We start from the raw sequence: 13,425 nt of genomic DNA, 5'->3' as shown, positions 1-13,425 counted from the left end.
GCCTGATGGGTTTTCTGGACATAGACAACGCGACCAAATCCTACGGGGCGGTCGAGGTTCTGCACAAGGTCGATATCTCGGTGCAGGAAGGCGAATTCCTGGTTCTTGTTGGCCCGTCGGGCTGTGGCAAGTCCACTTTGCTGAACATGATCGCGGGGCTGGAAGAGATCACCAGCGGCGAGATTCGCATCAAAGAGCAGGTGATGAACGGGGTGCACCCGTCTAACCGCAACATCGCGATGGTGTTCCAAAGCTATGCTTTGTACCCCAACATGACCGTGGGACAGAACATCACCTTTGGGCTTGAGATGCACGGCGTCCCAAAGCCCGAGCGTGACAAGGCAATGTCAGAGGTCGCCAAGCTGTTGCAGATCGAGCAGTTGCTGGATCGCAAGCCAGGCCAGCTTTCCGGTGGACAGCGTCAGCGGGTTGCAATGGGGCGCGCGCTGGTGCGAAACCCGGATGTTTTCCTGTTCGATGAACCGCTGTCGAACCTCGACGCCAAGCTGCGCGTGGACATGCGGACCGAGATCAAGAAGCTGCACCAAAACCTTGGCACCACCATCGTTTACGTGACCCACGACCAGATCGAGGCGATGACGCTGTCCAGCCGTATCGCCGTAATGAATGGCGGCTACGTTCAGCAATTGGGCGCACCGCAGGAAATCTATGACACTCCGGCCAATATCTTTGTGGCAACCTTCATGGGATCCCCAGCAATGAATGTGGTCCCCGCCAAGGTCGTCGTTCTGAATGGCCGTCCGCATGCCGAGGTTGCAGTCCATGATGGGTCGATGGCGCAACTGCCGTTCAGTCAGGACAATCTGGCCGCTTGGGACGGTCGCGATATCCTGCTGGGCATCCGGCCTGAGACGATCACGGACATGGACGGGGCGGACCGCAAATCCTCGAACATCGCGCAGATGACCAACCGGATCGTTGTGACGGAACCGGCCGGGTCGGACACATTCGTGTCGATGCAGTTGGGGGGGCGCGATGTGATCGCGCGGATGCGCTCGGATGCCGAGGTCGCGCCGGGTCAGGATTTCGCCTTTGCCGTGAACATGGAAAAGGCCGTGGCCTTTGACCCGGAAAGCGAGATGCGGATCGTTCCGTGACACAGGCCGACGTCATAATCATCGGATCAGGAATGGGGGGCGCGACTTTGGCGGCGGCATTGGCACCGTCCGGTCGTCGCATCCTGATCCTGGAACGTGGAGAGCATCTGCGACCTTCAGCACAGGACCGCGACCCGCAGGCGATCTTTGCCGACGGGCATTTTCGCCCCGATGAAACTTGGCTGGACGGGGAAGGTCAGGCCTTCAATCCCGGAAACTACTATTGCGTCGGCGGCAACTCGAAATTCTATGGGGCCGCGCTGATCCGCTACCGCAAAGAGGACTTTGAGACGCGCCAGCACATGGGCGGCCACTCGCCCGGCTGGCCCATCCCTTATGACGCGCTTGAGGCGGACTATACAGCCGCCGAGGAGCTCTATGATGTGCATGGCCGTACCGACGAAGACCCGACCGAGCCGCCGCACAGCAAGGGCTATCCGCACCCTCCGGTCTCGGATGAGGCAGACATTGCCGACCTTCGCACCCGTTTGCAGCGCGCCGGCCTTACGCCATCCTCGGTGCCTTTGGGCGTCGATATCGACCAGTGGCTTGCCGAGGGACAGACCACCTGGGATGCGTTCCCGAATACGTGCGGGGGAAAAATGGACGCTGAAACCTGCGCTTTGGCTAAGGCTCTGCAGCACGGGAATGTTGAACTATTGACCGGAGCGCTGGTCCGTCGGCTTGTCGCCGACCACGATGGGCGGGTTACAGGTGTTGAGGTTGACGGCCACGGGATTTTACGCGCACCGGTTATCGCGCTGGCTGCGGGTGCGGTGCAATCCTCGGCCCTGTTGTTGCAATCCGCAAATGACAATTGCCCAACGGGCCTTGCGAACCAATCTGATCAGGTTGGCCGTAACTTTATGAACCACAATTGCTCGGCTGTGTTGGCAATGCACCCACTGCGTCGAAATCGAGCAGTGTACCAGAAGACGTTGATGTTCAACGACTATTACAACGATGATGGAGAGGGCGGCCTGCCTTTGGGCAACATTCAGATGTTGGGTAAAATCACCGGTCCGATCCTTGCGTCACAGACGCCATTGCCGGGCCCAATTGCGGCACTGATCGCCGATCGCAGCTTTGATTTCTATGCGATGTCCGAGGATTTGCCGAATCCGGACAGCCGGGTAACGGTCAAAGGCGGGCAAATCCGACTGGACTGGAAACGCTCGAACTGGGCCGCGCATGAGGCGCTGGTTGCGAAGCTGAAACAGCATCTGCGGCAGGCCGGGTTCCCGATTGTCCTGTCACGGCCCTTTGACAGGCGCACACCATCGCATCAATGCGGCACGGCGCGGATGGGGCATGATCCGGGCAGCAGCGTGGTGGACATCTATTGCCGCAGCCATGACCACAAAAACCTGTTCATCGTCGACGCCTCGGTTCTGCCGACCTCGGCGGCAGTGAACCCGGCCCTGACCATCGCAGCCCTCGCGTTGAGGGCGGGTCGACACATTATCGAAACGGAGTTCGCGGCATGACCGGAATTGCTTTGGTGACAGGCGGCCAGCAGGGCATTGGCCTTGGTGTCTCGCGCGCGTTGATTGCAGCGGGTTACAAAGTGGCACTGGCTTCGCGTTCAGGCCCTGAAAAACCGGCCGTGCAGGCAGCGCTGGCCGAGCTTGGCTCGAAAGCAATCTATGTCCAGCACGATGTCTCGGACACTGATCACGTACCGGCGCTGCTGGATCAGGTTGAGGCCGAGTTGGGGCCGATCACGACCCTGGTCAATAATGCCGGTGTCGGTGCGCCAGTGCGGGGCGACATGCTGGAATTGAAGCCCGAGAATTGGGATTTCGTGCAAAACATCAACCTGCGCGGTGCGTTCTTTCTGGCGCAAGAAGTGGCGCGGCGCATGTTGGACCAGCCAGATGATGCGTATCGGTCGATCACCTTTGTTACGAGTGTCAGCGCAACGATGGTGTCGATTGAACGGGCCGAATACTGCGTGTCCAAAGCGGCTGCCGCAATGATGGCGCAACTTTTTGCGGTGCGCATGGCCCCCCACGGCATCGGCGTGTTCGAGCTGCGGCCGGGCATCATCGCGACTGAAATGACCGCGGGCGTGCGCGACAAATACACCGACCGTATCGAGGGCGGCCTTGTCCCCGCCGCCCGCTGGGGTGAGCCCGAAGATATCGGGTCCGTCGTTGTCCCGCTGGTGCAGGGACAGATGCATTTTGCGACCGGAGCCGCGATCCCCGTGGATGGCGGTCTGTCGATCTCACGTCTTTAACGCGGGGCACATCAGAATGTCTGAAGGATTTGATTTCATTGTTGTCGGAGGCGGCTCGGCAGGCTCGGTCATCGCCGCGCGCCTGTCCGAGGAACCCTCGGCCAATGTGCTGTTGCTTGAGGCCGGTTCCACCGACCGCCACCCGTTCTTTCACCTGCCCGCAGGGTTCGCAAAGATGACCAAGGGCATCGGCAGTTGGGGTTGGTCCACGGTTCCGCAAAAACACATGCAGAACAAGGTCTTCAACTACACGCAGGCCAAGGTGATCGGCGGAGGGTCGGCGATCAACGCGCAGATCTATACCCGTGGCGCGGCGCAGGATTACGACGACTGGCGGCAGATGGGTTGCGAAGGGTGGAGCTATGCCGACGTACTGCCCTATTTCAAAAAGTCCGAAGACAACGACACTTATGAAGACGAGTTCCACGGCAAGGGCGGACCGCTGGGCGTGTCTATGCCCGCAGCGCCATTGCCGATATGCGACGCTTATATCAAGGCCGCGGGGCAGGTGGGCATTCCAGAAACACGCGATGTGAATGGTGCCAAACAGGATGGCGCGGGGTATTATCAACTGACCCAGCGCAACGCGCGGCGTTCATCTGCTGCGATGGCGTTTATTGCACCGAACCGCAACCGCCCGAACCTGACGGTGCGCACCGGGGCTCAGGTCCGCCGCATTATGGTGGACAAGGGCCGTGCGACCGGTATCGAGATGATGAACGGCGATAAGATCACCGCCGCGAAAGAGGTCATTCTGTCCTCGGGTGCCATCGGCTCGCCACGCTTGTTGCAACTGTCCGGTATCGGTCCGGCGGATCACCTGGACAGTCTTGGCATCGACGCGGTCTATCACCAGCCTCAGGTGGGCGCGAACCTGCAAGACCATCTGGATCTGTACTCGATCTGCGAAGTAACCGGGCCGCACACCTATGACCGTTTCGCGAAGCTGCATCTCTCGGCCTTGGCCGCGCTGCAATACGCGTTCACCCGCAAAGGGCCGGTTGCGTCCAGCCTGTTCGAAACAGGTGGGTTCTGGTACGCTGACCCGGAGGCGCGTTCGCCCGACATTCAGATGCATCTGGGGCTGGGTACGGGCATTGAGGCGGGCGTCGAGGCGATGCCCAACGGTGGTGTCACTCTGAACGCCTGTTTCCTGCGACCAAGGTCGCGCGGAACAGTTCGGTTGCAAAGCTCTGATCCCGCGGCGATGCCACTGATCGATCCCAACTATCTGGCGGATCCTTATGATCGCGAGATGTCCATTCGTGGGTTGAAGTTGGTACAGAACATCCTTGCTCAGGATGCGCTGAAGCCCTACGTCTTGGCCGAACGCTTGCCCGGGCCGAACGTACAGACCGAGCAGGAGTATTTCGACTTTATCTGCGTCCATTCCAAGACATCGCACCACTGCGCGGGCACCTGCCGAATGGGTAGCGATGCCGAGGCGGTGCTGGACCCGCGCTTGCGGTTCAATGGGATCGAAGGGCTGCGCGTCGCGGATGCGTCGATCATGCCGACGGTCAATTCCTCTAATACCAATGCTCCCACAATCATGATCGGCGAAAAGGCTGCTGACATGATCAAACAAGATCAGGGTTTCTGAACATGATCCGCCATATTGTACTGACCAAGTTCCGTTCCGACGTGACTGAAGAGACAATCGGAGCCATCTATAAAGGCCTTGCAGACGTGTCCCATGCCCTGACGGGGGCCAGCGGGTTCACCGGTGGCCGCAGTGAAAGCCCCGAGCAGATCGAACGCGGATACATGCATGGGTTCGTGATCGACTTCGATGATTGGGCCGCGCTGGAGACCTATCAAAACAACGAAACGCACAAGGCGCTCGGCGCTCAATTGGTCGAGAACGCCGTGGGCGGCATCGACGGCATTCTGGTTCTGGATTTGGAGGTTTGAGACAATGAAACTGATTTTGCCAAATCCTGAGGGGCAGTTTGAACCCTATGCGCTGACCGGAACGCCTTTGGTGCCGCGTGCGCCGCAGGTGCCTCTGACGCGCACGGCGTTTGCTGCGGCACATGTGGTCTCGGACCCGTTGGCGGAACGTGACCCTTGGGATGGCCGTCCCGCGGTGGATTGGGATGCAACGCTGCGTTTTCGACAGGGGCTCTGGGATCAGGGTTTGGGTCTGGCCGAGGCGATGGACACCGCGCAGCGCGGGATGGGCGTCGATTGGGCGACTGCCTTGGAGCTGATCCAGCGCACCATGTCGGCTGCAAAGGCGCACCCAATGTCACCCCGCGTGGCCTGTGGGGCAGGGACCGATCACCTGCCGCTGAGCGCGTTGAACACCGCTGGTGAGATCCTGTCGGCTTACGAACATCAGGCCGAAGCGATTGAGGCGGCGGGTGGCCAATTGATCCTCATGGCCTCGCGGGCCTTCCCGGCGATCAACGCGGGCCCGGATACCTATCATGATGTTTATCGAGCGTTGATCGATGGGGCGGCGGAACCGGTGATCTTGCATTGGCTGGGCGACATGTTCGATCCCGCTCTGACCGGCTATTGGGGCAGTGCGGATGTCGATACCGCCAGCGATTTCGTTCTGTCTTTGATCAATGAGAACCCGGCCAAAGTGGACGGGATCAAAATTTCCTTGCTGGACCAAGCGCATGAAGAAGCCTTCCGCGCGCGACTGCCGGAAGGCGTGCGTCTATACACCGGTGATGACTTTAACTATGCGGATCTAATTGCCGGGGATTACGCGCATTTTTCTCATGCTCTGCTGGGTATTTTTGCCGCCATTGCCCCTGCGGCCAGTCAGGCGCTTGAGGCGTTGGCAATGGGTGACATGGACCGCTATAACGCGCTGTTCGCACCGACCGTTCCCCTGAGCCGAGAGATATTCAAGGCCCCGACGCGGTTTTACAAAGCAGGGATCGCATATCTGGCGTGGCTGAACGGGTCGCAGTCCCATTTCATTATGCCGGGCGGATTCCAATCCAGCCGCGATATCTGCCACTACGCGCAGGTCTTCAGGCTGGCGGATCAGGCCGGTTTGCTCTCAGACCCGGAACTGGCTAAAGCACGGATGACCACGCTTCTCAGCCTGCATGGAGTTGAACAATAGCCTGAATGCGCAGACCCACGATCATAGATGTTGCCAACTCGGCAGGCGTTTCAAAATCCACGGTCAGCCTGGTTCTGCAAGGCAGCCCGCAGGTGAAACCGGAAACGCGCAAGCTGGTTCACGCCGCTATGAAAGAGATAGGGTATGTGTACAACCGGTCGGCCGCCAACCTGCGGTCGACGGGTACTGCGCTGATCGGGCTTGTCATCAACGATCTGACCAACCCGTTTTTTACCGAGTTCGCGACCTCGTTACAGATGGCCTTGGGCTCGCGTGGGTACGCGGTTGTTATGGCAAACACAAACGAAGACGCCGCCCTGCAGGACCAGGTGGTGGCCGCGATGCTGGAACACGGGGTATCGGCCCTGATCCTGTCGCCCGCATATGGTGATGTGTCCAACACGCTGGCGGCCGTTGAAAGGGCTGGCATCCCGATGATGCAGGTCTTGCGAAAAGTCGACGACGCTGACGCCAAGGTCCCATTCGTTGCGCCGGACTACGCAGCAGGCGGGCGAGAGGCCACACATTACCTGATCCAAACCGGAGCCCGCCGGATTGCGTTTATAGGCGGCTTGGCCGGGGCTGAGGTCACGCAAGAAAGGCTGTGCGGCTACATTGGGACGATGCAGGAACATGGGCTGCAGCCAATCATAAAAACCGGGCAATCCAGCCGCTCATTCGGGTACGACGCGGCAGTTGATTTGTTCAAAGAACATCCCGATTGCGATGCGGCCCTCTGTTTCAATGACCTTGTTGCGTTCGGGATGATCAATGCCTGCCACGCTGCGCAGGTCAGGATCGGGGCCGATTTTCAGATCATCGGGTTTGACGATATCAAAGAAGCGTCGGAATGCTGGCCGGCCCTGTCCACTGTCCACTGCGGTGTGCCAGAGTTCGGCGAACGCGTGGCAGACACCGTCTTGTCCTGGTTGCAGGATGCGGAAACCCCGGCCCAACTGACGCGAACACCGACCCGATTGGTGCTGCGGCAAACCACAAAAAGCGTCTGAGCGACCAGACCGGGGCCTTGCCTATTCAGCGGCCGTTGAGGGTTTCGTTTTCTTAAGAGGATCCTCCAGAACATCCTCTGTGACGGGCTTCAACCCCAGAACCTTATGGAATTGCTGTAGTAATTCCAGCGTGTCAGGGGCCATTTCTTCGATCTTGCCGGGGATGAACTGCACAACCTTCACCGCCTGTTCGCGGTCTTTTTTGTTGGGCAGCAGATCGGGCAGAGTAGCGATGGCCTTGTCACGCTCGAATGTGACGATCAAGGTCTGTTCGTGAATGATCCGTGTGCGATCGTCCATGGACAAGGACTTGAAGGGCTCATCCTGTGTCATCACAGTGGCCGAGCGTTCAAGCCGGTCGCGCCTCACATTGCCGCGACTGTCCGCCATCAGAACAAGCATACGGACCACTGCCTCGACAAACCCACCTGATGACATATGCGCCAAGGCCATTTCGACCTCGGGCAGGGCGCGCAGTTCGGTTTCGCTCTTGAGCGTCCGGCCAATGGCTTGAGGTTTGCCAAAATCAACCGCCAGCGGGTTAGTCCAAAGCGAAAGAAACGTCATTTCGTACAGCGCGTCGCGTGTATCACGCACGAAATCCATTTGCTGTTCGACCATCCGCGCCCACAGTCTTTCTGCCTGCACAAACGGATTACTGTCCGAGACAGGCGCGCGCGGTTCCATCTGCTGGGCCGCGCTCTCAAACATCGCAAAGAACGGATTTACACTGGAAACAAGCGAGCGTTGCAGGCGCAGCGGATGCAGCTTCCGCATGGTTTCGCTGAGCGCTGGATTGACCATGGATTTCACAACCGGGCGGACCGCGATGTCATATATTTCGGACTGGATTTCCGACATCCGAGCAACGGCGGCAAATCCTGCCTCTTCTTCGCGCCCGTCATCGATCTTGCGCAGGTCATCGATCGTGCGTTCAGCAAAGCTGACGGTAAAGCTTTTGTCCTGCCCGTGCCCTTCGACACTATCGATTTTCATCTCATAAAGACCGGGTGGCAATGCTTCGATCGTTTTCATGGTGGAGGTGACTTCGGTATGTTCCTTCTTCGCGACTTTGGACGAGACGAAAAGACCCAGATGCCCCACCTGATCGTGGATCATATAAATGATGCGCTGCCCGCGGATGCGAATTTCGTCGACATCCGTAAAGCTGTCCACAATCCAGTTGAGCGCTTGTTGGGGCGGGGTGATGTTGTCGCCATAGCTGGTAAATACGATGATCGGCGCTTTGACGTGTTTGATATCAACCGTCTGACCGGGCTCTAGCTGTGCCTGGTTCTTGACCAGCTTGTTTCCAACAAACAGTTGCTCGACGATCCATTTGATCTCGGCCTCGTTGAGGATGAAGAAACCGCCCCACCAGCGTTCGAATTCCAGGAACCGATCCTTGCCACCATCCGGGTTGGCGAAGAGATCGTAGTATTTTGCAAAGAAGTTTCGGCCGGGGTTCAGCATCTCAAAGTTCGACACCAGATTTGCACCGTCAAACTGCCCACCGCCAAGATCGGACCAGAGCATCGGTTGCCAAGTTCCGCCCAGGATGCCGCCGTTATAGCGCATTGGGTACTTGCCGACCTCGCCAGACCAAGGTTGCACCGGCGCACCGTTCAAAACGATAGGCCCAGTCAGATCAGGGTTGGTTGCCGCCAAAAGCAGCGTTGCCCAACCGCCCTGACAATTTCCGGTGACGACCGGCTTGGCGCTGTCAGGGTGGCGGCGCTGGACCTCACGGACAAACTCGGCCTCGGCGTTGGTGACATCGGCCAAGGTCTGACCGGGAACCGGATCGCGGGTGAAGTTCACGAAATAGACCGGGTGCCCGTCATGCAGGGCCACACCAACCTGACTGTCGGTTTTGAATCCGCCAATGCCCCCGCCATGTCCGGCCCGAGGGTCGATAATGATATAGGGACGCTTCCAGTCATGCACTTCGGTGCCTTGGGGCGGTACGATGCGCAACAGCTGGTAGTTGCAGGGCCGATCGAGGTTCCGACCATCTACGACGACCTCGTAATCGTAAATTAAAACCGGAGGGCAGCCGGCAGCCTCGTGTTCGACGAAATTGTCACCGCGCTGACGCAGCACATCCAGCGTCAACAACCAGCGCTTGGCCGCGTCTTGCACGTAAGTCGCGTAATGTTCCGTCAGACCATTGCCTGCTTTCGCCATGGCGCCTGCGATCCTGGATAAGTCTTCCATCTGGTTGCGCACGCGCTGCGTATGCTCTTCGGAAATCGATTTGCCCTGACGTGTGGCCGAACGCATCAGCAATTCCGCAGTTGTCGCAGCTTCGCCAAATAGCTCGGCCAGTTCTTTTATTTCGGTGGCGGGCTGTGCGTTCAGGTTCTCGGCCATGGCTTGGGCCGCCTCGGTACCGAACAGCCATTTGACGTTGTTTTCGTCGATAAAATTCGGTGTCATCGCTGACTCCTTTTGCGTTAGGCGACGATGCTATAGCCGCCATCTATCTGGTGTACGCCACCGGTCACGTTCGTAGCTTCGCTGCTGGCCAGAAAAGCGGCATAGGCCCCCACATCTTCGATTGTGGCAAGCTGGTGCGTTGGCGCATGCTGTGCGGCTGCGTCCAGTAATTCGTCAAATTCGTCTATTCCACTGGCGGCCCGCGTCATCAGCGGGCCCGGCGACAGGGCATGGACCGAGATTCCCTTGGCTCCCAGCTCAGCCGCGGCATAGCGCACGGCACATTCCAGCGCAGCCTTGACCGGACCCATCATGTTGTAATGCTCGACAACACGGGTAGAGCCCTGAAACGAAACTGTCATGCAGGTTCCACCTCTTGGCATGAGCGGCTCGGCCCGGTGGATCATGCGCAGAAAGGAATGCACCGAAATGTCCATGGCCAACCCGAACCCATCGGCCGAGCAATCAACGACGCGCCCATGCAAATCGTCCCGCGGTGCAAAGGCTATGGAGTGCAAAAGCGTATCCAGCTGTCCCCATCTTTGCGTGATTTCTTGAAATAGGGCGTCCATTTGATCGGTGTTGCGGACATCCAGCGGCAGGACGATCTCTGCCTCCAGCTCTTGGGCCAATGGGCGCACAGCCTGTTCTGCTTTGTCGTTCAAATAAGTTACTGCCAGATCAGCACCCAAAGCCTTGAAAGCCTTGGCGCATCCCCAGGCAATCGAGTTTTCATTGGCTACGCCAACAACCAGAGCTTTTTTGTCGTGCATTTGAAACATGGGCGCGACTCAATCCGCAGAACAAACAGAATTGCTGCAAGTGCAGCATGTCCGGTTGTCAGACATGTGACAAAGTACGGTTTATGTGCCTGTTTTCGTCGTCGGGCAGGGCAATGCTGCCTGTCGTTTGGAATTTTTCCCTAACATCAAAGGACTGTCCGAACGCGCGAATGTTCTGGCCCAAGCCGTGCCCTGCGGCAAAAAATCACTGGTGCGCGGTAGGGTCGGGTCAGTCCGATGCTGCAATCGGCCGGTTTCTGGCCAAAAAATGATCCAAACGCCCGACGACCGCGTATCTTAGTCAAATTGGGATCAGGGCTAGTGCGTCAAGAAGTTCTGTTAGGCATAGTCTTCGCCTTGGGCGTGGGCACAATCGCAGGTCTTGTGTTTCTGTCATCGGGCGAACAAACGCGCGTTTCCGAGACGCAGGCTTATTCGGTCCCGGGCCAACCGGGTATGACGATCCCCGTAGCCGAGCAATTGTCAGGAGAACTGACACCTGCGCTGTTGCTTGTCGTCTACGACGCCTTCGGAAAAACGCAGGAAGATGAGATATACGATACGCTGGCCGGTGTGACCCATGGGGATGCGCTGGAGTATCTTTATCTTGAACGGGTTGGCGCGATGGCTGGGGGCGGTCTGGACGAAGCGGACCAAACCATCCACGAAATCAATCTTTTGGACAGCACGGTATCGCGCGATGGTGCCGAGCTGGCTATCGACGCCACCTGGCAAGTGATAGGTACCGTCGGCCATGCAGAACACCTGCATGTGCGCGGCAACACCTACAGCGCGGATCTGTCGGTGTCGCCCGTCGAGGGGGCCTGGCGTATCACCGATTTTACCCTGCGCGACGTCAACCGGGACACGGCGGGCGAGACATTCGAGATTTCGCAAGAGGATCACCAATGATTGGGGTCAGCGCAGTTTCGTTCGGATACAGCGCGGGTGGCTTCCGGCTGAACGTCCCAGAATTGACACTGCAACAGGGCGAGCGGCTGGCGATTGTTGGACCAAGCGGCAGTGGCAAGACAACGCTCCTGAACCTGATCGCCGGTATCCTATTGCCCGATAGCGGGCGGATTGAGGTCGACGGTACCGAGGTGAGCGGCCTGTCCGATGGCGAACGCCGCGAATTCCGTGCCAGTCGCATCGGGTTTGTGTTTCAGGACTTTGCCCTGCTGGATTATTTGTCTGCGCGTCAAAACATCCTGTACCCCTATCGGATCACTCCGGCGCTGAAACTGGATACCGCAGCCCGGGACCGCGCGCAGGCGCTGGCCGAGGCCTGCGGTATCGGGGGCAAATTGGACCGGCATCCCACCGCTCTGAGCCAGGGTGAACAGCAACGCGTTGCGATTTGCCGCGCTTTGGTCACGCAGCCCAAGCTGATCCTTTCGGATGAGGCGACAGGAAATTTGGACCCTGAGAGCAAGGGCCGCATACTGGATCTACTTTTTGAACAAGCGTCCGAAGCCGGTGCGACCGTTCTTGCCGTAACCCACGATCACGAGCTTTTGCCGCGGTTCGAAAGGGTGATCGACTTTGCGCAATATCGCGAAGGGGCGGCGGCATGAACGCGTTGTACCTTGCCTTTGCCTATCTGCGGTTTCACTGGGCGCGCAGCCTGGTGCTTGTGGTCGTTGCAGCTCTGATCTTGTTCGTGCCCGTTGCCACGCAGATACTTCTGTCCACCAGCCAGACGGCGCTTGTGGCCCGTGGTGAAGCGACGCCGCTGCTCCTGGGCAGTCGAGGATCACAGTTGGATCTGACAATGGCCGCGCTTTACTTTTCTGACGAGCGCCCGGATCCGATTTCGATGGGCGAGGTCGAGGCGATTTGGGACAGTGGCCTCGCTATACCGATCCCCGTGCATACCGCGTTTTCATCCGGCGGGTTCCGGATCGTCGGCACAACCCTGGACTATTTCGACTTTCGCGATCTGATGTTTTCCGAAGGACGGGGTTTATCCGTGCTGGGTGACGCAGTGATCGGTGCGGATGTGGCGCAGGCTTTGGGTAAGGGAGTGGGCGATTCTCTGGTGTCGTCGCCGGAAAACCTGTTCGATCTCGACGGAGTCTATCCGTTGGAAATGCCAATCGTCGGCGTTCTGGCCCCGACCAACACCCCAGACGATCAGGCGATTTTTGTTGATATTAAAACGGCTTGGGTGATCCAGGGGATCGGCCACGGCCATGAAGACGTCGTCACAGCCGCCGATATCGCGTCGGGGACTGAGACGCTGTCCAATGCGTCTGTCGTGCAATTTCAGCGTATCACACCCGAAAATATCGACAGCTTTCACTTCCACGGTACGCAGGATGATTTCCCGGCGACTGCGGTCATTGTCGTCCCTGCGGATACGCGCGCGGCGACCATCCTGAAAGGGCGCTATCTGGATGGCGAGAACCCCAGTCAGTTGATCGAGCCCGCCGGAGTGATCCAAGGGCTGGTGGATCGCATCTTTCGGATCAAGTCGCTGCTGGACGTCGTGACCGCGATCATCGCGGTGGCGGCTCTGGCTGCCGTTGGTTTGGCGGTGTTCCTCAGCTACCGCCTGCGGGCGCGCGAGATCGCGACTGCCGTAAAACTGGGCGCGCGGCGGGGTATGGTGCTGCGCTTGTTGGCGGCCGAGACGGTGACTTTGCTTTTGATTTCAGGGTGTATCGCGGCCTTTGGCGCCGCGTTGGTTTCGCGAAATGCCGAGACATGGGTGGGTTGGCTGCTCTCGCTTGGCGCATGAGAA

The 13,425-nt window shown here is 58.7% G+C and carries 12 protein-coding genes; 10 read left to right on the top strand and 2 right to left on the bottom strand.

Translation table 11 applies throughout. The features are described from left to right. The first annotated feature begins 5 nt into the window (after nucleotides 1-5). Genes ACR0MV_RS09550 through ACR0MV_RS09520 form a run of 7 tightly spaced genes read left to right on the top strand, consistent with a single transcriptional unit; the run spans nucleotide 6 to nucleotide 7,458 of the window. A complete protein-coding gene (locus tag ACR0MV_RS09550) occupies nucleotides 6-1,118 on the top strand; it encodes an ABC transporter ATP-binding protein (RefSeq protein ID WP_480701960.1) in 1,113 nt (370 codons plus the stop codon). Beyond that, nucleotides 1,115-2,605, top strand: a complete 1,491-nt coding sequence (locus ACR0MV_RS09545; protein WP_480701959.1) for an FAD-dependent oxidoreductase — start codon at nucleotides 1,115-1,117, stop codon at nucleotides 2,603-2,605. The genes ACR0MV_RS09550 and ACR0MV_RS09545 overlap by 4 nt, the downstream gene beginning before the upstream one ends. Then, nucleotides 2,602-3,360: a 3-ketoacyl-ACP reductase gene (locus tag ACR0MV_RS09540; RefSeq protein WP_480701958.1), complete on the top strand. Its 759-nt coding sequence runs from the start codon at nucleotides 2,602-2,604 to the stop codon at nucleotides 3,358-3,360. Before ACR0MV_RS09545 ends, ACR0MV_RS09540 begins: the two co-directional genes overlap by 4 nt. Nucleotides 3,361-3,376: 16 nt before the next feature. Beyond that, on the top strand, nucleotides 3,377-4,963 hold the full coding sequence (locus tag ACR0MV_RS09535) for a GMC family oxidoreductase (RefSeq protein ID WP_480701957.1): 1,587 nt from the start codon (nucleotides 3,377-3,379) through the stop codon (nucleotides 4,961-4,963). A gap of 2 nt (nucleotides 4,964-4,965) precedes the next feature. Continuing rightward, nucleotides 4,966-5,274, top strand: a complete 309-nt coding sequence (locus ACR0MV_RS09530; RefSeq protein ID WP_480701956.1) for a Dabb family protein — start codon at nucleotides 4,966-4,968, stop codon at nucleotides 5,272-5,274. Between the two features lie 4 nt (nucleotides 5,275-5,278). Beyond that, entirely contained in the window at nucleotides 5,279-6,448 is a 1,170-nt protein-coding gene (locus ACR0MV_RS09525; RefSeq protein WP_480701955.1) for a dihydrodipicolinate synthase family protein, read from the top strand. Nucleotides 6,449-6,453: 5 nt separating this feature from the next. Next, entirely contained in the window at nucleotides 6,454-7,458 is a 1,005-nt protein-coding gene (locus ACR0MV_RS09520) for a LacI family DNA-binding transcriptional regulator (protein WP_480701954.1), read from the top strand. Between the two features lie 21 nt (nucleotides 7,459-7,479). Here ACR0MV_RS09520 and ACR0MV_RS09515 read toward each other — a convergent pair whose 3' ends face one another. Continuing rightward, a complete protein-coding gene (locus tag ACR0MV_RS09515; RefSeq protein ID WP_480701953.1) occupies nucleotides 7,480-9,897 on the bottom strand; it encodes a DUF3141 domain-containing protein in 2,418 nt (805 codons plus the stop codon). A gap of 17 nt (nucleotides 9,898-9,914) precedes the next feature. Further along, nucleotides 9,915-10,679 carry an enoyl-ACP reductase FabI gene (gene fabI, locus ACR0MV_RS09510; RefSeq protein ID WP_480701952.1) on the bottom strand — a complete coding sequence of 255 codons (765 nt, stop codon included), beginning with the start codon at nucleotides 10,677-10,679 and terminating at the stop codon, nucleotides 9,915-9,917. Nucleotides 10,680-11,000: 321 nt separating this feature from the next. On the opposite strand from fabI, the gene ACR0MV_RS09505 reads away from it, so the two are divergent. The 3 genes from ACR0MV_RS09505 to ACR0MV_RS09495 are packed head-to-tail and all read left to right on the top strand — an operon-like array spanning nucleotide 11,001 to nucleotide 13,422. Then, nucleotides 11,001-11,591, top strand: a complete 591-nt coding sequence (locus ACR0MV_RS09505; protein WP_480701951.1) for a hypothetical protein — start codon at nucleotides 11,001-11,003, stop codon at nucleotides 11,589-11,591. Beyond that, nucleotides 11,588-12,256, top strand: a complete 669-nt coding sequence (locus ACR0MV_RS09500) for an ABC transporter ATP-binding protein (protein ID WP_480701950.1) — start codon at nucleotides 11,588-11,590, stop codon at nucleotides 12,254-12,256. Before ACR0MV_RS09505 ends, ACR0MV_RS09500 begins: the two co-directional genes overlap by 4 nt. Next, nucleotides 12,253-13,422: an ABC transporter permease gene (locus ACR0MV_RS09495; RefSeq protein WP_480701949.1), complete on the top strand. Its 1,170-nt coding sequence runs from the start codon at nucleotides 12,253-12,255 to the stop codon at nucleotides 13,420-13,422. Before ACR0MV_RS09500 ends, ACR0MV_RS09495 begins: the two co-directional genes overlap by 4 nt. Nucleotides 13,423-13,425: the final 3 nt, after the last annotated feature.

The organism is Ruegeria sp. BC3 (genome assembly GCF_056539265.1).
The sequence above is the reverse complement of the archived record's forward strand: the minus strand, read 5'-3'. Positions and strand labels throughout refer to the sequence as shown.